Annotated in this window: 12 protein-coding genes; 5 read left to right on the forward strand and 7 right to left on the reverse strand. The window is 71.7% G+C overall.

Going from position 1 to position 21,468, the window contains the following annotated elements; genetic code table 11:
• Positions 1 to 290: 290 nt before the first annotated feature.
• Positions 291 to 2,129, reverse strand: a complete 1,839-nt coding sequence (locus WMF44_RS47440; RefSeq protein ID WP_437296646.1) for a TolB family protein — start codon at positions 2,127 to 2,129, stop codon at positions 291 to 293.
• Positions 2,130 to 2,657: 528 nt separating this feature from the next.
• Between WMF44_RS47440 and WMF44_RS47445 the strand changes: the two genes are divergently transcribed.
• Positions 2,658 to 3,500 (forward strand): Uma2 family endonuclease, encoded by an 843-nt coding sequence (locus WMF44_RS47445; RefSeq protein ID WP_437296647.1) that lies wholly within the window; start codon positions 2,658 to 2,660, stop codon positions 3,498 to 3,500.
• A 213-nt stretch (positions 3,501 to 3,713) separates the two neighbouring features.
• Here the strand turns inward: WMF44_RS47445 and WMF44_RS47450 are convergent, their stop codons facing one another.
• Positions 3,714 to 4,355 (reverse strand): mannan-binding lectin, encoded by a 642-nt coding sequence (locus tag WMF44_RS47450; protein WP_437296648.1) that lies wholly within the window; start codon positions 4,353 to 4,355, stop codon positions 3,714 to 3,716.
• Positions 4,356 to 4,779: 424 nt separating this feature from the next.
• On the opposite strand from WMF44_RS47450, the gene WMF44_RS47455 reads away from it, so the two are divergent.
• From WMF44_RS47455 to WMF44_RS47465, 3 genes are all read left to right on the forward strand, one after another.
• Entirely contained in the window at positions 4,780 to 4,908 is a 129-nt protein-coding gene (locus tag WMF44_RS47455) for a hypothetical protein (RefSeq protein ID WP_437296649.1), read from the forward strand.
• 70 nt (positions 4,909 to 4,978) lie between these two features.
• Positions 4,979 to 6,856, forward strand: coding sequence for a sigma 54-interacting transcriptional regulator (locus WMF44_RS47460; protein WP_437296650.1), 1,878 nt, complete (start codon positions 4,979 to 4,981; stop codon positions 6,854 to 6,856).
• A 77-nt stretch (positions 6,857 to 6,933) separates the two neighbouring features.
• Entirely contained in the window at positions 6,934 to 8,886 is a 1,953-nt protein-coding gene (locus WMF44_RS47465; protein ID WP_437296651.1) for a protein kinase domain-containing protein, read from the forward strand.
• Between the two features lie 28 nt (positions 8,887 to 8,914).
• On the opposite strand, the gene WMF44_RS47470 is transcribed toward WMF44_RS47465, so the two are convergent.
• The gene (locus WMF44_RS47470; protein WP_437296652.1) at positions 8,915 to 11,548 is read right to left on the reverse strand and encodes a hypothetical protein; all 2,634 of its coding nucleotides are present in this window, start codon (positions 11,546 to 11,548) and stop codon (positions 8,915 to 8,917) included.
• 285 nt (positions 11,549 to 11,833) lie between these two features.
• Between WMF44_RS47470 and WMF44_RS47475 the strand changes: the two genes are divergently transcribed.
• Complete coding sequence (locus WMF44_RS47475; RefSeq protein WP_437296653.1) at positions 11,834 to 17,182, forward strand: AAA family ATPase; 5,349 nt, start codon at positions 11,834 to 11,836, stop codon at positions 17,180 to 17,182.
• Between the two features lie 12 nt (positions 17,183 to 17,194).
• Here WMF44_RS47475 and WMF44_RS47480 read toward each other — a convergent pair whose 3' ends face one another.
• The 4 genes from WMF44_RS47480 to WMF44_RS47495 all read right to left on the reverse strand — a co-directional run bounded on the left by WMF44_RS47480 (position 17,195) and on the right by WMF44_RS47495 (position 21,339).
• On the reverse strand, positions 17,195 to 17,647 hold the full coding sequence (locus WMF44_RS47480; RefSeq protein WP_437296654.1) for a hypothetical protein: 453 nt from the start codon (positions 17,645 to 17,647) through the stop codon (positions 17,195 to 17,197).
• Between the two features lie 120 nt (positions 17,648 to 17,767).
• Entirely contained in the window at positions 17,768 to 18,862 is a 1,095-nt protein-coding gene (locus WMF44_RS47485; protein WP_437296655.1) for a hypothetical protein, read from the reverse strand.
• A 243-nt stretch (positions 18,863 to 19,105) separates the two neighbouring features.
• Positions 19,106 to 20,149, reverse strand: coding sequence for a tetratricopeptide repeat protein (locus WMF44_RS47490; RefSeq protein ID WP_437296656.1), 1,044 nt, complete (start codon positions 20,147 to 20,149; stop codon positions 19,106 to 19,108).
• Positions 20,146 to 21,339 (reverse strand): hypothetical protein, encoded by a 1,194-nt coding sequence (locus WMF44_RS47495; protein WP_437296657.1) that lies wholly within the window; start codon positions 21,337 to 21,339, stop codon positions 20,146 to 20,148. Before WMF44_RS47495 ends, WMF44_RS47490 begins: the two co-directional genes overlap by 4 nt.
• Positions 21,340 to 21,468 lie beyond the last annotated feature (129 nt).

The raw sequence follows: 21,468 nt of genomic DNA on the forward strand, positions 1-21,468 counted from the left end.
GCCAAAGGGAGGAATGGGTGCGGTGGGTTCGCATGGTGCCTGCTGCGTTCGCAAGGCCCGCGCCAGCCGCCCGCTCGCTCGGTTCACCGCGCTTCGCTCGCGCGCCGCTCCTGCCGCGCCGCGGAGAGCACGACATGCAAGCACTGGCCGCAGGCCGCTTGGCACACGTGTGCCAGACGGATGGTGCGACTGTTGGTTTCCGTCAGTACGGGATGGCGCGGACCTTCATGAGACCTGGACAGCACACCTTGTGGGGTGAGCGTTCTGAAACGTGTGAGTCTCTCGCTGGATCAGAGGGGGACGGGCGCCGGAGGGATCTTGAACACGTCCCATGCGGGCGTGTGGTTGCTCGTGCCTGGATCCTGGTTCCAGAGGTAGATGGCCGGATACGTGTGCACCGTCGTGCCCTCCACGACCACGCCGGTCACGTAGAGCTGCGAAGCCTTCTTGTTCGAGGCCTTCTGGAGCGTATAGCCGTCGCGCGACGACGAGAAGATGACCCAGTAATACGTCTTGCCGTCGACGGTCGTGGCCTCGGGCGACCATTGAGGCCAGCTGTTGTGGATTCCAGGGCTCGTGACCCCGAGGCACGCGGGCGGGTCGTTGGCCGCGAGCCGCGTCGGCGTGCCGCCGGCCGCGGGGATGACGTGAATATCGGAGTTGGGGTTATAGTACATCTCCCCCGGACCAGGCGCCCTGTTGAACGCGATCAGCTTGTCGTCGGGGGCGAATGCCGGGTAGTACTCGTTGAAATTCGCCTCTGCGGCGCCGGGCAGGGGCGCGGCCGCGCCGCCCTGCCTGTTGTTGTAAGGCACGGTGTAGAGATCGCCGGCGCCTGCGGCGAGGCGCCCGTCCTTGCCGGTGTCGGTCGACACGTAGACGATGGTCTGGCCGTTGTTGCTCCAGTCCGGCATCATCGCCCCGCGCGGGTCGCCCTCGCGCTCGATGAAGCCGAAGGCGGTCCCTTCCGCGGCCGCCATCTCGGTCTTGGCCATCGTGGCGTTCGTCCCCTCGGCGTAGGTCGGCGCGGGCGACTCCAGGTCGAACCACGCGAGGCGCGCGTTCGGCATGCTGGTGTGCGACTGGCCATCCCAGACGCTGCCCTTGTCCCGGCCATAGGAGGTGATGAAGATCCGGTCTCCGGGGGAGAAATGCGCGGGCGACATCTTGGGTGGCCCGAGCCAGGCCTGGTTCATGGCCTCCGAGCCGCCGGGCGTCACATAGGCGGGGACCGCTCCGACCGAGTCTTCCTTCACGGACGCGATGGCGAGATCCCACGGCCAGTGGTCCATGAACATGACGGCCTCGCCGTCGGGCGTCGACGAATGGCACCCGATGCACCGCGCCTTGCCGTCGCCCCTCACGTTGCCGTTCTCGTCGCGCCGGCCGCCCTGCTGCACCTGGTCGACCTTCAGCGCGTCGACGACGCCCTCCTCGCCCACGCCGAAGCCTGCCAGCCAGGCGTCCGCGGGCCCTTCGCCGATCGCCGCCCAGTACACCATGCTGCCGCCCGCCGGCGCCGGCGCGATGGTGATCGGGCCGGAGGAGCCCACGAGCGGCGCGCCCGGCGCGCTCGTCGACACGGAGCGGATCGTGATGGTGATCGGCTCGCCGCGGACGTGCGCGGCCAGCTGCTCCCACATGTCCTTGGGCATCTTCCATTCTCTGTTCGTCGTGTAGACGACCAGATCGTTCTTCTCCCTGTCGGCGTGCACGCGGATCTCGAACAGGTCCTGTCCCTGCGGCGCGATCCAGCGGAACCTGGGCCGCAGCCAGTTGTTCGGGTAGAGCGCGCCGATCTCCGGCTCGGCCAGGCACGGGCCGCCTGTCCCGCCGCTGCCCGGGGCGCCGAAGAGCTCGGCCGCGTTCGCCGGCGGCGGCGTCCCGCTGTCGTCGAGCACCGGGGCCGCGGGAAAGTCCTCGCACACCGCGCAGGGAGGCGGCTCCACGGGGCCGCCGCTGCCCACGTCGAAGATGCCACCCGTTCCGCCGCCGATGTCGTCCGGGATGCCGCCCGCGCCGCCAGTTCCCTGGACCTGCTGCGGGGGCCGATCCGCGCCTGCAGAGCAGGCGATCGCGCAGGCAGAGCCGATCACCAGAGTCCCGATCCGTCGATGCAAGGTTCTCATCCAGGTTCCTCCGTGCGCGCGCCCGGGGCTCGGCGCTACCGGACCAGCACACCGTGAGGTACAGCCGTGAGCTCGCGGCCGCGGCCGGCGTTGATCCCGGACGCTTGCGCGACGCGCCCGAACCCGGGCTGACGCGATGGCTGCGTGGTCACGGTGCTGCTGGTTCGTCGCGCCGGGCTCCGGGGTGTACCAGCAGCGGATCGCGAGATCGCTCAGCGCGAGGCTGCCGCCGTTGCCGCCGTTGACGATGATGTGAAGAAAGGTTCGAGCAGGTAAGAGGACATGGACCCTTGTCGCTGTCAAGCGCCCGGCAGGGGCACGTCGCCTGGCCTGGTTGCCGCCGGTCGCGTCGCGTTGCGTCGCGTTGCGTCGGTTGCGTCGGTTGCGTCGGTTGCGACGGTTGCGTCGGTTGCGACGGTTGCGTCGGCCGCGTCGGCCGCGTCGGCCGCGTCGGTTGCGCTCGTTGCGTCGGTTGCGTCCGTTGTCTCTGCTGCCCCGCGGGGCCTGTCGGGGTGCTAGTTTCCTCGCGTGGCATCGCCGAATCGCATCGGGTTCCCCCTTACCCCTCGGCGTTCTCCCCGCGCGCTCGTGCTCCGCGATCTCTCGCCGGAGGAGGCCGGCGCCGCGATCGACTGGTCCGGCTGGTATCTGCCCGATGACGCGGAGCGTCCTGACAAGGTCGGAAGGTCCGAGGTCGTCCGCCTGCTGCTCTCGGTGATCGCGCAGCTGGCGCGCGAGCGTGGCTGGGCCGACTTGTATGCAGGCACCGGGCACTTCTTCGCGTGGGTGCGAAGCGAGCCGTTCGTGCGCGTCCTGCCGGACCTCTACGTCCTCGATCATCGCCCGCTGCCGCCCATCCCGCGGCAGTGGCAGACCTGGCTGCCGGGCCATCGTCCGCCGCGGTTCGCGCTGGAGGTGGTCGCGGGCGACTGGCGCCGTATGTACGAGGATGCGCCGGCGAAGTACTGGCAGCTCGGCTGTCCCGAGCTCCTGCTCTTCGATCCCGAGGCGGCTGCTGCCCGCGCGCCGCTCGCGGAGGAGCGGGTGCCTCTCCAGCTGTACCGGCGGGACGCGGACGGCACCTACCTGCGGGTCCACGGGAGCGGCGATCCCGTCTGGATCGAGGCGCTCGACGCGCACCTCGTCGTGCTGAAGGACGGCCCGCACCCGACGTTGCGCGTCGCGCGGAGCTCCCGCGCGACGGATCTCGTGCCTGCCGAGGAAGAGGCCCTCCGCGCCGAGGGCGAGGCGCGCGCCCTGGAGCAGCGCGCCCGCGTCGCGGAGCAGCGCGCCCGCGCCGCCGCCGAGGCGCGGGTCCGCGAGCTCGAGGCGCGGGTGCGCGACCTGGAGGCCCGCGTGACCCGGAGGTGAGCGCGGTGCGCTCGCCGGGGCCCGAGGAATCCCCTGATTTTTGCAGCCCTTTTCAGCGGAGAAATTGAACAGGGAGGCGAGGAGACAGGGAGTATTTGAAGATTCCCCTCCCCGTCTCCCCGTCTCCCTGTGAATTCCCCGAAGAATTCGAGGGGATGCCTCAGCGCCGCGACCCGGCTGCGCCAGCGCGCTCACGAGGGGGTCGTCGCGACGTCAGGGCGTGCAAGCGCATCCGCAGACGGACATCTGGCCCGAGACGGTCGTGCTCCACTGCCCGTTCCAGGCGCGGCTCGTGCCGCAGGCGGCGGGGCACTTGCTCGGGGCGTCGGCGTTGCTCCAGATGGGCCCGGCCTCGAGCGACACCGTGGCCGGCGGGGTGAACGCGCACTCGCAGACGGACATCTGGCCCGGGACGGTCGTCCACCATTGCCCGTTCCACTTCGTCGCGCTGCTGTACGCGGCGCAGGTGTTCGGACACTGCGTCTGAGCGTGAATGTTGTTCCAGATGGGGCCGGCCTGCACGACGGCGGCAGGGCGCGGGCTGCATTCGCAGACCGACATCGCGCCCGGAACGGTGGTCCACCACTGACCGTTCCAGTTCATGTTCTGGGGGTCGCAGACGTTCGGGCACTTGGTCTGGGCATCGATGTTGTTCCAGATGGGCCCGGCCTCCAGTGCGAGGTTCGTGGCGACGCACGCAGGGCCGAGCGCCTGCGACGCCTCCTCGACGGTCTCCTCGTCGGCGAACGCCTGCTCGGAGTCGCCTTCTTCCATCGGTACGCTGCAACCCGCGATGAGCATGATGCCGAGCGCGCTGGAGGTGAAGAGTCCGGAGAAGATGTGTTTCGTGTTCATGGTCGGCTCCTGGAGTGGTCGGTCTGGTGGATGTCTTGGGTCGCGATGTTCGCCGCCCGTCCGCTTCTGGTTTCGGTTGTTTGCAGCGCGCGTGCCACCAGGGCGCGCTCTCCTCGGAAGCGCCAGGCCCTCTATGTCAGCGGGCAGAATGCGAGCGGCACCCGCGCGTCGCCGGGGGCGCGGCGCGCCCGCCGGCGGCCGTCTCGGCAAGACCTTGCCCGCGAGAGATCGCCGTCGCGAGTTGCCCGGCAAGAGTTTGCCGGCAAGGATGGGCCGAACGTAACAGCGGTGTCCTTCCGGCGATCATCGCGGCCTTCGTCCAGATCGTCCCTCCGCCCGGCACGTGAGCCGGCCAGAGCCCCCGGTCCCTGGCCCACCGTGCATGACCGGGCGCGCCGGGCGCGTCGGCGAATGCTCGCGCGCAATGGACGTGGAAGTGGAAGTGGAAGTGGAAGTGGAAGTGGAAGTGGAAGTGGAAGTGGAAGTGGAAATGAATCGACCGCCTGCGTCGACCTGGCGACACCAACAGCAGCGGCGCGGCGGATACTCATGAGCGGCGAGGTCCGTGGTGGCGCTTGGACCTCCCGGAGGAGCCTGATATAGAGACCAGCGAGGCGGAGTGCATGCGGTCAGGCAAATCGGTGCAGGACGACGCGGCGAAGACCTGGACCTTGGCAGGGAGGTCGATCTCTGCCGTTCAGCAGACCGCGGCGCTGGGCATCGCGCTCGTCTGGCACTACGCCGGAAAGACGGAGAGACGTTTGCTCTCGCCCGACACGCCGCTTGTCGTGGGGCGCGCCGCGCCTGCCGCGCTCTGCATCGACGATCGCACCCTGTCGCGGGAGCACGCCCGCTTCCTCCTCTCGCGCGGGCGGGTGTGGGTCGATGACCTGGGATCCAAGAACGGCACGTTCCTCGACGGCCGCCGCGTCTCCCGCGCCGGGATCGCGGTAGGGGATGAGGTCGTTCTCGGCAGCGTCGCGCTGCGGGTGCAGGCGTTCGGCGCCGGGGGCGAGTCCCTCGATCTCGAGGGGGAGGAGAAGCTCTTGCGCCGCGTGGAGGACGAGCTGACGCGCGCCCGGCATTTTCGCCGCCCGTTCGCGCTGCTCCACGTGCGCATCAGCGCGGCGGTGGCGGCGGAGGGCTGGATCAACGCCGTGCGCGCCTGCCTCCAGCCCGTGCACCGCGTGGCGCTCTACGGCACCTGCGCTGCCCACGTGCTGCTGCCCGAGGCCGGCGCCGAGGAGGCGAGCCGCACCGCGCAGGCCATCGCGGCCTCCTTCGTGGGCAGCGACGCCCGGCTCCTCGTCGGCCTCGCCCTCTACCCGGACGCCGGCAGCACCGCGGACGAGGTCTTCGCGGCCGCCCGCGAGGCGGCCCGCCACGCCTCGCCCGAGCGCCCGGTGGCGTGCGGCCCCGCCGCGACCTCGGTGCTCGCGCGCGAGGAGCCGGAGGAAGGGGGGATCATCGCCGGCCAGCAGATGCGCGAGGTGATCGACACGGTGAGGCGCGTGGGCGCCTCGCGCATCCCGGTCATCCTTCACGGCGAGACGGGGACCGGCAAGGAGGTCGTCGCGCGGATGATCCACGAGGGCGGCCCGCGCAAGGGGCGGCGCGTTGTGCGCGTCAACTGCGGCGCGATCCCGAAGGACCTCGTGGAGAGCACCCTGTTCGGCCACGAGCGCGGGGCGTTCACGGGCGCGCTGCAGCAGCAGAAGGGCGTGTTCGAGGAGGCCGACGGCGGCACGGTGTTCCTGGACGAGATCGGCGAGCTGCCGCCGCCGGCCCAGGCCGCGCTGCTCCGCGTGCTCGAGTCGGGGTCGTTCAGCCGCGTCGGCTCGAGCCGCGAGATCGAGGTCGACGTGCGCGTCGTCGCGGCGACGCACCGGGATCTCGAGGCGATGGCCGCGTCGGGCGCGTTCCGGGCCGACCTGTATTATCGGCTCGGCGGGGTCGTGATCGACATCCCGCCGCTGCGCGCTCGAACGGACGAGATCGAGCCGCTCGCGCGGCATTTCTTGCGCGCGGCCAGCGCGGCCAACGGGCGCCATGTCGAGGGCATCACCCCCGAGGCGCTCGCCCTGCTCTGCGCGTACGCGTGGCCTGGCAACGTGCGCGAGCTGCGCAACGTGATCGAGCGCGCGGTCGTGGTGACGCCCGGCGCGCTCGTCGGGCTCGAGGATCTGCCCCCGAGGGTGCGCGCGGCGGCGGCGCGCGGCGAGTCGGAGCGCCCCGCGGACCGGGGGAGGGACGCCGAGCTCGGCGGCGCTCCGCCGGACATGGCCGTGTTCTGCCCCACGCCGTCCGCCCCGAAGGAGGCGCCCCCCGAGGGCGGGCGGGTCCGGGGGAAGGTGCAGCAGTACGAGGCCAAGCTGCTCCAGGACATGCTCGAAGCCGCGGGCTGGAACCGGACCGAGGCCGCGCGCAGGCTGGGGATCCCGGTGCGCACGCTGTCCTACCGCATGAAGGTCCTGGGGGTGAAGCGGCCGTCTCCTCGATGATGCGCGGCTGCCGCCGGCGCGCTCCCGCGTCTCGAACCTGAGCAAGCGCGCTGGGAGCTCGCTACACTGCGCTGACCATGCTGAATCGCACGATCGCGCGGAAGTACGCGCTGAGACGAGAGATCGGACGCGGCGGGATGGGCGTCATCTGGGAGGCGTTCGATCAGGTGCTCCGGCGCCCCGTGGCGCTCAAGGTGATGACGCCCGAGCATGTCAGCTCGGACTCGGCGCGACGCCGGTTCGAGCGAGAGGCGATGGCGATCGCGCGGCTCCAGAACGAGCACATCATCCAGATACACGACTACGGCATCGACGAAGATTGCCCGTACATCGTCATGGAGCTGCTCGAAGGGGAGGACCTCGAGGCCAGGCTCACCCGGGAGCGGCAGCTCTCGCCGTCGGCGACGCTCGCCCTGCTCCGGCAGATCGCCATTGGCCTGCAGGTGGCGAGCTCAGCGGGGATCATTCACCGCGATCTCAAGCCGGCGAACGTCTTCCTGGCGCGGAAGGAGCCAGGAGAGTGCGTGAAGCTCCTGGATTTCGGCGTGGTGTGGACGGTCTTCGAGTCGGACGAGGAACAGCAGGGCTCGTTCGGCAGGGTCGTCGGCACGCCGTCGTACATAAGCCCCGAGCAGGTGCGCGCCGTCGTGCCGGATCACCTGAGCGATCTCTGGTCGCTCGGCGTCATCACCTACAGGGCCCTCACGGGCCGGCTCCCCTTCGCGGCGAGCGGGATCGGAGAGCTGCTCATCAGCATCTGTACCGATCCGTTCCCGGCGCCGTCGGGCCTCGTGCCCGGCCTGCTGCCCGGCTTCGACCGCTTCTTCGAGCACGCGCTCGCGAAGGACCCGGCGCAGCGGTTCCAGTCCGCGGCCGATTTCGTGGCGGCGTTCGCGGCGGTGATCGAGGCCAGCGGGGGCCCCGCCAAGATCCTCATCGCCGACGATGAGCCCGACGTGGCGCTCATGATGAAGCTGCTCTTCCGGCAGAAGATCCGCGACCGGGTCTACGAGTTCATCTTCGCCGACAACGGCGAGAACGCCCTCGACGAGCTCCGGCGCCACCCCGACATCGACGTCGTCGTCACCGACATCAACATGCCCGTGATGGACGGCCTCACGTTCCTCGGGCGCGTCCCCGAGGTGAGCCCCTTTGCGAGGACGGTGATGATGTCCGCCTACGGCGACATGGGGAACATCCGGAGCGCGATGAACCAGGGAGCGTTCGATTTCCTGCTCAAGCCGATCCAGCGCGGCGATCTCGAGGCGACCATCGACAAGACCATCAAGCACGTCGCGGAGCTGCGGAGGAACGCCCGCTCGGACGAGGAGAACAAGATCCTCCGGCAGTTCACGAGCGCGGCGTTGATCGAGCGGATCCGGGAGATGGGCCCCGCGATCGCGCTCGCGAGCGAGGCGGTCATGGCCACGGTGGCGTTCATCGACATCTTCCAGTTCACGCCCGTGACAAGGGAGAGGCTGCCGGGCGAGGCCATGCGGCTGCTCCGGGCCAACTTCGAGGTGATCGTCCCGGAGCTCGTCGCCAAGGGGGGGGTCGTCGACAAGTTCCTCGGCGACGCGGTGATGACGGTGTTCCAGGGGCCGGATCACCTGTCGCGGGCGCTCAGCGCGTGCGTGGCCGTCCGCGCGCAGATGTCGGCGGTGGCGCGCCGCGCCGGCGAGGGCTCGCCGTACACGCAGGGGATCTGCATCGGGCTCTCCACGGGGCAGGTCCTCTCCGGCAGCGTCGGATCTCAGGCGTACGGCCGGCTCGACTACACGGTGCTCGGCGAGGTGGTCAACGCCGCCGCGCACCTCGCCAGGGCGTCGCGGCCCGGGGAGATCCTCGTCGAAGCGACCGTCCGCGAGGCCGCGCAGCAGCTCTTCGATTTCGAAGACGTCGGCGCGAGGAGCCTGCTGCCGGGGGCCCCTCCCGTGAGCGTCTTCAACCTCGTCAAGCGCGCTCCGGTCGACGTCATCGCAGGGTGCGAGCCGACCGTCGGAGTCCACTCGACGACCACCATGCGATGAGGCCGCGAAGGCGCTGCCGCGAAGCGCCTCAGCGCGCCGCGAGGCGGTGGCGGCCCTGGGGCACGCTCGTCGAGGCCGTGCCGCTGGCGGCGTCGTAGCGCGTCGGCGCGGGCTTGCCGTCGAGGTAAAGCTGCGCGTCCTTCTGGGAGACGGCGAGGCCGACCTGCGCCGCGCTCGAGAGCACCAGCTCCGCGGCGACGCCGGCGCCCTCGGGCCGTAGCGACGCGGACACGGGCGACGTGGCGAGCAGCAGGGCGCGGCCGCCGACGCTCAGGGAGGTGCCGGCGTCGACCTGGGCGCGCTCGAGCGCCCTGTGGCGCAGGAGCAGCAGCGCGCTGCGACCCTGCAGCTTCGTGGAGGGCACGCGCGGACCGTCGCCGACCTCCACCGGCTGCGCGCCGTCGGAGACCAGCGCGAGATCCTGCGTGTCTTGCTCGGCGATGGAGATCAGCGCGGCCGAGCCGCTCCCGCCGCTCACCGTGAGCGCCTCGACCGCCGGCTTCGGCTCGCCCGCGGTGAGGTCGCGCGGGTAGAGCACGGTCAGCCATTGCGTGCTCGAGGCGATGTAGCGCGCCACCGAGAACGGGTGCCGGAAGGTCATGTTCGGGAAGAAGTTGGTGAAGCCGCTTCGATCGACCGAGAAGGCGTCAGGTCGGGGGACGTAGACCACGTCGAGCTCGAGCTCGCGCTTGCCGTCGTCGGTCCGCGTCGCCCACACCAGCCGGCCCGCCGTGGGGGCGGACGCAGCGCGGCCGGCGGCGTCCGGCGTCACCGGCCCGCTCGGGGCGAGCCCCGTCGCTGCCTCCGCCGCGAGGTCGCTGGCCATCCGGACCTCGCCGCAGACGTCGCCGCAGTCCACATCGGTGCTGGGCGAGGAGGGCCTGGCGGTGGCGTAGTCGGTGCAGATGGCGGGCGCGCCCGGCCGGCAGCCCAGCCAACCGCTGTAATGGAGGTGGGTGTCGTAATAGTGGAGCATCGGTTGGGCCGAGCCGACGCCCGCGGAGATCATGTGGTCGAAGACGACCACGTAGCTCCTCCGCGCGAGCGCCGCCGTGCGCCGCGTGGACACGTCGGGCACGTTGACGTAGTCGTCGATCGTGACCGTCGAGGAGTCGAGCTCCCCGGTCAGGAACGAGGCCCGGAGGATCGCCGGATCGTCCACGGGCCGGGTCAGATCGCTGAAGACACCGAGCTGGCGCCACGCGGGCGTCTGGTAAGTATCCCGGATCCCCTTGAAGCTGTCGACGGTGACCAGGTTGTGCGACTCCGGGCTGAAGTTGACCCAGTAGAACAGCGAGGTGTGGGCGCTGCCCGCGGGGTCGTAGTTGCGGCCGTCGCCCGGATCGATGATCAGGTATTGCCCCTTCGCGTGCAGGAGGAAGCTCGTCTGGTCGGGCTGGCTGTGCGAGGACGGCCGGTACTCGTGCTCGGTGGTCATCAGCAGGTGAACCGCGTCCGCGCTCCAGCCGGAGCGCAGCGACGTCATGTCCGAGGTGACGATCGACGTGTACGTGGGCTCCTGGCCCCCGGCGAAGGCCTTGGCGATGTCGGGATCGGTGTAGAGGATGCTGTAGACCGGGTTGTTGACGACGGCCTTGCCCTTCGCGCTGAGCCAGCCATAGAGGCCCTTCGCGTCGCGGCGCCCCTCTTTCTCGCTGAGCATGCTGGCGGCGATGCTGCTCAGCTGCAGGGGCTCGCGCCAGCCGGTCTCGATGGTGGCCGCGTTGCCGTCCGGCATGGAGAGGGCGGCCCCGTAGCGGAGCATGCGGGCGATGCGGTTGTCATTGCCCCAGGCAGCGGGCGTGTTCACCGCGTTGATGTAATCCCGGCCGTCGCGCGCCCCGCCGGAGAGCCTCTTCATGGCCTGGAGATAGGGCAGCATCACGGAGAACACGTCGTCCTGGTAGCTCGGGCCCTCGACGTAGGTGCCGTCCTGGGTGAGGCAGGCTTGCATGTAGGGACCGTAGGAGCGGAGGGCGAAGAGCGACTCCAGCGGCGCGTCGCCGAAGAGATCGCGCTCGACGGTGCAGGCGTGATCGCGCTCGCCCAGGGCGTAGCTCAGCGTGGCCGCGCCGCTGCCCACGCGATAGCGGAAGTTGGTGACGTACGTCGTGTTGAACTCCTCGTACACACCCATCGTCTTCCCGAGCGCGTCCTCCAGCTTGTCGCGGATGGCCGCGTCGTCGTCCGCGCTCAGCGCCGGCTGCACGAGGTCGTAGGCGTAGGCATAGTTGAGCAGGCTTCCGCCCCAGTACCAGGCGCCGGGCGTCTGGCTCCAGCCGGTGGCGGTGTCGCCCGCCTTCAGCAGCGCGCCGCGCGCCGCCTTCAATCCGTCGGCGCGCTGCTCGATCACCCAGGAGAGGGCCCCGTACAGCGCGCAGTTGGAGAGCTGGAGCTCTTTGGCGTCCGTATCCGTGGAGGGGGCCCCGCACGGGTGGCCCTGCCCCGGCGGGCCGCGGCGGACATCGTCCATCCAGGTCTTGTAAGGGTCCTGGGTGACCCGCTGGCGCAGGGCGGGGATCTCCTGGCGATCGAAGGCGATGAACGGGTGCTTCCGCTCGTGGATCTGGACAGGGGCGCACGGGGGCGGCTTGGAACAACCTCCGAGGCCCACCAGCAGGATCCACGGCGCGAGGGCTTTTCCCCCCCTTGAACGGAGCATGAGGGTCGTTGTTATCAGCACCGCAATGCGGGCGTCAATGTGGGTCGCCTCGCAACCACCTCCGGCGGGAGGAGGCGCCGCGCGCGCTCGAACAAAGGAGCGTCGAAGGAGCGTCGAAGCGGCGTCGTGGGCGTCGTGGGCGTCGTGGGCGTCGTGGGCGTCGTGGGCGTCGGTTCCGGCGCGGACATGGCTTTGTCCCGCGGACCGTGGTCCAATCCGCTCCCATGCGCGCCGCCCTCCGCCACTCGCCCCGCTGCCCCGCGGCGCTTCGAGGCTAGATCCAGCATGGTCCTGCCCGGGTACGAGATACAGGCTCAGGTCTACGACAGCACCAACACCCGCGTCTGCCGCGCCCTGCGCAAGGCGGACGGGGCGCCCCTCATCCTCAAGATCCTGAAGCCGCTCCGCCCGTCTCCCGAGCGGCTCGCCTGGTTCCAGCGCGAATACGATATGCAGCGCGGGATCGAGCTGCCCTGCGTCCCCCGCGCCTACGGCCTCGGGCTCGAGCTGCAGGGCTGGACGATGGCTATCGAGGACTTCGGCGGGGAGTCGCTGGACAGGCTGCTGCGCCGGGGGACGCCGCCGCTCGCCGAGGCGCTGGACATCGCCGTCCGTGTCGTCGACGCGCTCGGGCAGCTCCACGAGCAGCGCATCATCCACAAGGACATCAACCCCTCGAACATCGTCTGGAGCGCGGAGCGGGAGCGGCTCGCCATCATCGACTTTGGCATCTCCACCGTGCTCTCGCGGGAGAACCCCGTCCTCAAGAGCCCGGACGTGCTCGACGGGACGCTCATGTACATCGCCCCCGAGCAGACCGGCCGGACCAACCGGGCGATCGATTACCGCACCGACTTCTACTCGCTCGGCGTCACCCTCTACGAGCTCTTCACCGGGGCGCTCCCCTTCCCGGCGCAGGACGCGATGGAGCTCGTGCATTGCCACCTGGCGAGGCTCCCGGCGCCGCCTCACACCCGGGCGAAAGGCGTGCCGAGGGCGGTGTCGGACGTGGTGATGCGGCTCCTGGAGAAGGCGCCCGAGGCGAGATACCAGAGCACGTACGGCATCAAGGCGGATCTCGCGGCGTGCATCGCGGCGCTCCGCGAGACGGGCGCGGTGGGGGCGATCGAGCTGGGGGCGCGCGACGTGCCGGAGCGGTTCCAGATCCCCCAGCGGCTCTACGGCAGGGAGCGCGAGGTGGAGGCGCTGCTCTCGACCTTCGAGCGGGTCGCGCAGGGCGCGCGGAGCGCCGTCGAGGGGGCGCGCGGGGCGGCCGAGCTGCTGCTCGTGACCGGCTCCTCGGGCATCGGCAAGAGCGCGCTCGTGCGCGAGCTGTACGAGCCGATCACGCGGCGGCGGGGGTACTTCATCGGCGGGAAGTACGACCAGCTCCAGCGGGCGACGCCCTACGCGGCCGTGGTGGCGGCGTTCCGGTCGCTTGTGCGGCAGATCCTCGGGGAGAGCCAGGCGCGGCTCGCGGGGTGGCAGGAGGCGCTGCGCGGCGCGCTCGGCCAGAACGGGCAGGTCATCCTCGACGTGATCCCCGAGGTGGAGGCGATCCTCGGGCCGCAGCCGCCCGTGCCCGAGCTCGGGCCGACGGAGACGCAGAACCGCTTCAACCTGGTGCTCGAGCGCTTCCTGCGGGTCTTCGCGAAGCGGGAGCACCCGCTCGTGATCTTCCTCGACGACCTGCAATGGGCCGACGCGGCCAGCCTGCGGCTGCTCGAGCGGGTGCTCGGCGAGGAGCGGCTGGCGCACCTCTTCCTGATCGGGGCCTACCGGGACAACGAGGTCGGGCCGGCTCACCCGCTCGCGATGACGCTCGCGGCCATCCGCGCGTACGGGACGGCGGTGCGCGAGATCCACCTCGGGCCGCTCGCGCGCGAGCACGTGGAGGAGCTGCTCGGCCAGGCCATGCACGCGGAGCCGGAGCGGGTCCGCCCGCTGGCGGAGCTCATCGTGCGCAAGACCGAGGGCAACCCGCTGTTCGTGAGCGAGCTGCTGAAGGCGGTGCACAAGGAGGGCTTCATCGCCTTCGACCGGCAGCGGGGGCGGTGGCAATGGGACCTCGGCCGGATCGAGGCGAAGGGCGTCACCGACGGCATCATCGATCTCATGATCGGCAAGATCCGCAGCCTGCCGGCCGCGACCCAGCAGGCGCTCAGCCTCGGCGCCTGCATGGGCAGCGAGATCGACGGGCGCGCGCTCTCGCTGGTGGCGGGCAGGTCCGAGGAGGCGCTGTCCCAGGCGCTCTTCGCGGCGGCGCTGGAGGGGCTCCTGCTCCCGGCCTCCGAGCTCGAGGTGGTCCAGGACTCGACCAATCCCTCGCTGCTCGTGCGGCATTACCGGTTTTTGCACGACCGGGTGCAGCAGGCGGCGTACGCGCTCGTCGAGGAGGCGGAGCGGCCCGCGGTGCACCTCAGGATCGGGCGGCTGCTCCTCTCGAAGATCAGCGGGCCGGAGCGGGCCGAGCGGATCTTCCAGCTCGCGACGCACCTGAACCAGGGCCAGAGCCTCGTCACGGATCCGGTCGAGCGGCTCGAGATCGCCCGGCTGAACCTGGAGGCCGGGAAGCGGGCGAAGAGCTCCACCGCCTACGCCGCGGCGCGGGAGTACCTCGCCGCGGGGCTCGCGCTCCTGCCCGAGGGCTCCTGGGGAGAGCACCACGATCTCACCGCGGATCTCCACCGCGCGCTCGCGGAGGCCGAGGGGCTCAACGGCAACCACGCGCGCGCCGAGACGCTCGCCCGGGCGCTGCTCGATCACGCGCGGACGCCGCTAGAGCAGGCCGGCGTCTACGACGCGCTTGTCAGCCATTGCACCATGGTCGGGCGGTACGCGGAGGCCATCGACGTGGCCCGGCGCGGGCTCGCCCTGCTCGGCATCGACCTGCCCGAGCGGGATCTCGGCGCGGCGCTCGAGGCGGAGCTCGCGGACGTCGACCGCCGGCTCGCCGATCGCCCCCTCGAGTCGCTGCTGGAGGCGCCCGCCGTGGAGGACCCCGCCGGCAAGGCCGCGCTCAAGCTGCTCTCGAACGTGCTCTCGGCGACGTTCTACGTGGACCGGCAGCTCTACGCGTTCACCGTCACGAAGTCGGTCGGCCTGAGCCTCCAGTACGGGCTCGCCCCCGGCGCCTGCTCGATCTTCGCGTTCTACGGGATCGTGCTCTCGGGGTTCCGGGGCCAGCAGCTCGCGGGTTACGAGATGGGGGTGCTCGCGGTGCGGCTCGGCGAGCGGTTCAACAGCCCCGGCGACGTCTGCAACGGCTGCTTCGCCCTCGGCAATTTCCTGTTGCCGTGGGTGAAGCACCTGCCGGCGGCCCAGGCGGTCAACGACGCTGGGTACAAGGCGGGGCTCGAGGCCGGGGAGCTGCGGTACGCGGGCTACATCCTCATCTACAAGCTGTTCAACCAGCTGTACGAGGGCAGGCCCCTCGCCCAGGTGCTCGCGGATCTGCCGGAGTTTTTGCACTTCAACCAGAAGAGCAAGAACCAGATCGCGATCGACATCATCCGCGGGCTGGAGCTCGCGATCGCGGACCTCTCGGGCAGGGCCGGGGGCGCCGCGCCGGATCCCGCCGCCGAGGCCGACTACCTGGCCGCATGCGAGGCGAACCAGAGCGTGATGGCGCTCTGTTACCATCACATCCTGAAGACGCAGACGCTCTACCTGCACGGCGATCTGGCGGGGGCGCGCGCCGCGGCGACGAGGGCCGAGGCGCTCATCTCGGCCGTCACCGGCAACGTGGCGTCGGCGGAGCACCAGTTTCATCACGCGCTGTGCCTCGCGGCGCTGGCCGACGGCGCCGGGGCGGACGAGCGGCGGGCCTTCCTGGAGGCCGCCGCGGCGAGGCGGGATCAGCTGGGGCGCTGGGCGGAGGTCTGCCCCGAGACGTTCTCGCACATGCACGCGCTGGTCGGAGCCGAGCTTTCGCGGCTCGCGGGCGAGACCGGGGAGGCCATCGAGCGCTACGAGCGCGCCATCACCTCGGCGAGGGCGCACGGGTTCCTCCAGGACGAGGCGCTCGCGAGCGAGCTTTACGGCAGGTTCTGGCTCCGGCGCGGGAAGGAGCGGCTCGGCAGGGATTACCTTGCCGACGCGCGTTATGGCTTCGAGCTCTGGGGCGCGCGGCGCAAGGTGGCGCTGCTCGACGCGGAGCTCAACCCGCCGCAGCCGCTGGCCGAGGCGCCCCTCGACCGGACGACGCTCACCACCACGAGCACCCGGCAGCAGACGTCGCGGGTGCTCGATCTGGGCAGCGTGCTCAAGGCGTCGCAGGCGATCGCCAGCGAGCTCGTGCTGGAGCGGCTGCTCACCAAGCTGATGACCATCGTCATCGAGAACGCGGGGGCCGAGCGCGGCGTCTTGCTGCTCGCGCAGGGCGAGGAGCTCATCCCCAGCGTGGAGGCGCGCGTGGATCCGGCCGACCCGCGGGCCGCCCCCGCGGTCACGGAGCTGGATCTGGTGTCCTCCGTGGAGGGGGGGCAGTTCGCGGAGAGCATCGCCGTCTACGTGGAGCGGACCCGCGAGAGCGTGCTGCTCGGCGACGCGGCGCACGAGGGCGATTTCACCCAGAGCCCCTACATCACCCGGAACCAGACGCGGTCGGTCCTGTGCATGCCGCTCCTCAACCAGGGCAAGCTCATCGGCGTGCTCTATCTCGAGAACAACCTGGCCACGGGCGCGTTCACGCAGGAGCGGCTGGAGGTCCTGCGGCTGCTCTCGGCCCAGATGGCCGTGTCCATCGAGAACGCGGTGCTCTACGGGCAGCTCGAGCAGCGGGTCGGGGAGCGGACGGCGGAGCTGCGGAAGAAGAACGCCGACCTCGAGGAGGCGCTGCATCACCTCAAGGCGACGCAGTTCCAGCTCGTGCAATCGGAGAAGATGGCCTCGCTCGGCCAGCTCACCGCGGGCATCGCGCACGAGATCAAGAACCCGCTCAACTTCATCAACAACTTCGCCGAGGCGAACGTCGATATCGCCGCCGAGATCCTGGACGGGCTCGCGTCGAACCGGGATCTCCGGGTCGCCGAGATCGAGGAGCTGGTGGTGAGCCTGAAGCAGAGCGCCGAGAAGATCGCCGAGAACGGGCGGCGCACCGACGGGATCGTGCGGGGGATGATGCAGCACGCGAGCGGCGGCACGGGCGAGCGCCAGAGCGTCGGGCTGAACGGGCTGCTCGATCAGTACGTGAGCCTCGCCTACCACGGGATGCGGGCGCAGAAGCTCGATCTGAACGTGATCATCGAGCGCGATTACGACGCGGCGGTGGGCGCGATCGAGCTGGTGCCGCAGGAGATCGGGCGGGTGTTCGTGAACCTCCTGACGAACGCCTTCCACGCGCTGCGAGACAAGCAGCGCTCGGCGGCCGGGCCGTACGTGCCGACGCTGGCGGTGAGCACGCGGCGGCTCGGGCGCGAGGTCGAGATCCGGGTGCGCGACAACGGGGTCGGCGTCCCCGCGGCGCTGCGGGAGAAGATCTTCCACCCGTTCTTCACGACGAAGCCCACGGGCCAGGGCACGGGGCTCGGGCTGTCGCTGAGCTACGACATCGTCCAGGCCCACCGGGGCACGATCCGGGTCGATGGAAAGGAAGGCGAGGGCGCGACGTTCATCGTCGCGTTGCCCGGCTGAGGCTGGGGCTCTCTATTGCGGGGCGGATCCCTGGGGCCAGCGCCGCGCGAAGACGTTGTTGTCCCAGGCGACCGCGATCTCCGCGCCGCCTCGGAGCGTCATCCCTATCGCCTCGTAGATGAGCCGCGTCCCCGGGACATAGCCGAGATCCTCGAGCGCCTCCGGGACCGGCTCGAGGTACCAGCGGACCAGGTAGACGCCCTGCGCGCCGAGCCGCTGGGCGATCATGCGGCCTCGGGCGAACGTGGTCCCGTCGGGGCGCAGGGTGACGACCGAGTACTCGCCCTCGAAATCTCCGGGCGGGCCGCTGATCTTGGTTCCGGTCTCGCGCGCGAGCTCCCCCTCGTAGAGGGCGAGGGCGAAGGTGCCGTCGACATTGCCCGTCTGGAGATCGACGCGAAAGACGATGACGCCGCAGCTCGTCGGCGCCGGCTGCTGCGGATCGGAGATCTGAACGATCGGCATGGGGGCTCCTTACCCTGATCCAGCGTGCGCGGGGTACACTGCTCAGCTCGGAGGCGCAGGATCGGGGCTCGCGTGTGAGGCAGCGCTCGAGATCCAGCCTGAACGGCACCGCGCAGCGGACTACGCCGGCCGCAGGATCTGCCGCACCGAGTCCACGTCCGTGACCCGGTGCAGCACCGGCTGGAGCCCGGCGCCCGGGGCCTCGCCGAAGGCGCCGCTCGCGGCGACGGCGCGGGCGCGCGGGCCGTCGAGCACGAGGAACACGTCCCGGAGGCCCCCGGCGCCCGGCGCGTCGATCACGTCGACGATGCGCGAGCGATCGAGGTGCAGCTCCTCGTCGCCCCGCTGGATGAGCACGCGCCGATCGGTGATGAGGTACCGCGTCCGCGCCGCGAGCCGCGCCGGGCGCACCACCGACATGTAGAGCATCGCCGCGCCCGCGGCGACGAGCAGCACGATCGTGAGCGACAGGGACGCGACGAGCGCCACGAAGGAGACGCTCTCCGGATCCATGCCCGCCGCGGTCACGATGCGGATGCTGCGCACGGCGTGCACCGCCGTGACCACCGCGAAGCCGCCGAGGAGCACGCCGAGCAGCACCGAGCCGACGCCGCGCAGGCCGTTCGGGAGCCACTTGTGCCAGCCGTCGGCCGGGTGCGCCGACCAGAGCACCCGCTCGCCCTCGTCGAGGCGCTGCGAGAGCAGGCGGTGACCGTCGCCCGCGGGCGCCGACGGGACCACGCCCCGGAGGATCGCCCAGACGCGATCCGGGGCCACGACACCGGTCAGCACGATCGACAGCCGCCGCCGGAGGGCCCCGGTCGGCACCGCCCTGACGAGCTCGAGGTCGCCGACGCCGGGGTGCTTCGGGTTCCAGTGGATGCGCGCGTAGCTGATCGACCGCCGCTCGATGGAGCGCCGGAGCTTCCCGCGCTGCACGACGATGTGCCGATCGGTGAGCATGTACTCCAGCTCCGAGCGCCACCAGCGCGGCAGGTAGCTGAACGCCACCGCGAGGCTCGCCATCCAGGCCGCGAAGGCGAGCAGCTGGTTCGGCGACGCGTCGAGCGCCTTGCTCACGACGACGGCGGACGCGGTGCTGATCGCGGAGGTCACGCCGCAGACCGCCGCGCCCACGAGGTAGAGCATCGGCGTCGCGACGACCTTGGGACGTCCGGACCAGAGCACAACCTCATCGAACACCGAGTCACGCATCTCGATGGATCCTCCGTTCGGGGTGAGCTGGCCGGCGCGCCCCCGCGCGCGAGGGCGACCACGTTAAGGTGAACCCGCCGGCCGGGGTCGTAAAGGGGGCTCTCGCCATCGCCCGCTGTACGCTGTACGACCAGAGCGCCATCGGTAACCACGCGCACGCGCCGCCGCCCTTCGCCGTACGCCGCCGGAGCGGGCGGGAGCGGCGCGCGGCCGTCCAGACGATGAAGCGCCCGCCGCCTCGGCTCAGCGCCGCTGCGGCGCCGCGAGCTTGCGCAGGCGCTTCAACGTCTTCAACGTCTGCTCCGATTCCCTCTCGCACTGCGCCCGCCGCGCCTTCGCCAGCGGCAGCCAGGGATCGTTGCCCGGCGCCCGGGCGATGTAGGAGTCCCACGCGGCCACGGCCTGCAGGTAGGCCTCCGCGCGCGCGGCGCCGAGCTCTGCGCTCCGCGCCGCGGCCCAGTGGCCGAGCGCCGCGTACCAGGCCTCGTCGTGGGCGGGCACGTAGAACCAGCCCGCGCCGTTGATCTGCTGGTCGGCCCGGTCGTAGGTCCTCGCGAGCCGGATGTTCTCGATGCCCCCCTCCAGGTCGCCGGACCGGTCGAGCGCCACGGCGAGCCCCCAGAGCGTGGTCACGCCGTAACGGACCATATCGAGCGACCCGAGGGTCGAGAGCGAGGCGCGGTAGCCCTCGACCGCCGACGTGATGTCGCCGAGCGCCATGTAGGCCTCGGCCTGGTTGGCCAGCAGCAGCGCCCGCGAGGCCGCGTGCGGCTCGAGCACCAGCGCCTCGTCGTACGCCTCGATCTCGTCCGTGTACCTGCCGAGCCGCGCGTAGCAGACCGCCAGCGCGTGCCAGGCGTCGGCCCGGAAAGGCGCCGGAGGCTGGAGCCGGAGGAGCCCCTCGAGCGTCGCGACGGCGCCCTGCACGTCGCCGAGGTGCTCCAGGATGTCGGCGTAGCGCAGCCGCACCGAAGGGGTGCGCGACGTCGCCGCGCCGGCGCGCTCGTACAGGGCGCGCGCCTCGCGCAGCCAGAGCGGGCCGATCTCCTCGACCCGCTCCAGGAGCGGCGAGCGCCGGAGCTGGTCGTACCGCGCGAGCAGCGCGTCCGCCTGGGAGATGAGCTCCTCGCGCTCGTCGGCCGCCGGATCGAGCGCGCGGGACCAGACGGTCGGCGCTGCGTGGAGGGGCCCCGCCGCGAGCGCGGACGCGAGGAGCGCCGCGACGCCCGGCAGGCGCGAGCGCCACGGCAGGGGCGACCGCCGGGGCGGGGGCGATGGCCGCGTCACCGCGCCCCTCCCGCGCCTGGCCGCGGCGCCGCGCTCCGCTCCTGCGGGGCGCGCCCGGCCGCGCGCGCGGGCCGGTTGCCTCCGCCGCCGGCGCCTCGCCGGAGGGCGTCGAGGCGCGCGCGCGCCGCCGGGGCCCACGGCCCCTGGCCGCCGGCGCCCGCCAGGTACGCCTCCCAGCGCGCGATCGCGGCCGCCGTCATGGCCCGCTCCAGCGCGAGCGCCTCGAGGGCGAGCCTGTCCTCCGGGACCGCGAGGTACTCGACGGTGCGCAGGCGCGCCGACGCGCTGGCGAGGTCGTCCGCGGTCCGCTCGCGCGCGGCCGCGCCGGCGCTCCGGTCGTCCGCGCGCCCGCGCGCGCCTTCGCCGCGCGGGCGCGCCGCCTCGAGCGCGGTCGCGTCGCCTTCGAGCGCGGCGTCCGCCTGGGCCTTGTCGCCGGAGCGGTCCAGCGCGAGCGCGAGCGACAGCGTGACGTCGCGGGCGAGCTGCGTCTGCGCGCGCAGGCGCGCCTCGCGCAGGTAGGCGATCGCCTCGTCGAGGTCCCCGCGGGCGGCCGCCTCTCCGTGCGCGTCTCTGTGCGCGCCGGCGGGCGGCCTCGCGCTGGCGTCGGCGACGGACGCCGCGCCCGCGGTGGCCATCGACAGGTGCGCCGCCTCGAGCAGCACGAGCGCGCGCTGGTCCGCGGTCCCGAGCAGATCGATCCGCGGGACGAGCGCGCGGTAGATCGCGATCGCCTCGCCGCGCTTGCCGGTGCGGGCGAGCGAGCGCGCGAGGTCGTGCATCGTCTGCGGATCCTCGACGCTGCGGGGATCGACGCTCCGCGCCCGCTCGAAGGCGCGCGCGGCGTCCTCGGGCGAGCCGAGCGCGAGGGCGGCGCGGGCGAGCAGGACCTGCGGCGCGGCGTGCCCCGGGAGGAGCTGGTCGGCGAGGCGCGCCGACGCGCGCGCCGCCTCGGCGTCGCCGCCGAGCTGCGCCTGGCCGCGCGCGAGCAGGTCGCAGTAGCGCGGGAGCTCAGGCGCCCGCGCGCGCTCCCAGACGGTGGGCCCCCGCGCGATGGCCCGGCCGGATCGCGCCGAGCACTCGGGCGGACGCCCCGCGGCCGCCGCGGCGGCGACCAGATCGCCGCCCTGTCCGGCGTGCGCGGCGAGCGGGAGGACGAGCAGGGCCGTGAGCAGCAGCGGGCCGAGGTGCACGGCGAGAGTGTACCAGGGAGGCGCGCTGGAGGCTCACGCCGGGGCCGGCGGCGCAGGGCTGCGATCCGGTTGATCGGGTGGGCGTTGGTCCGTTATGGTGCCCGAGGTGACAGCGTCGACGGGGGGCGT

Origin of the sequence: Sorangium sp. So ce426 (genome assembly GCF_051475585.1) — a bacterium.
Taxonomy (GTDB): Bacteria; Myxococcota_A; Polyangia; order Polyangiales; family Polyangiaceae; genus Sorangium; species Sorangium cellulosum_B.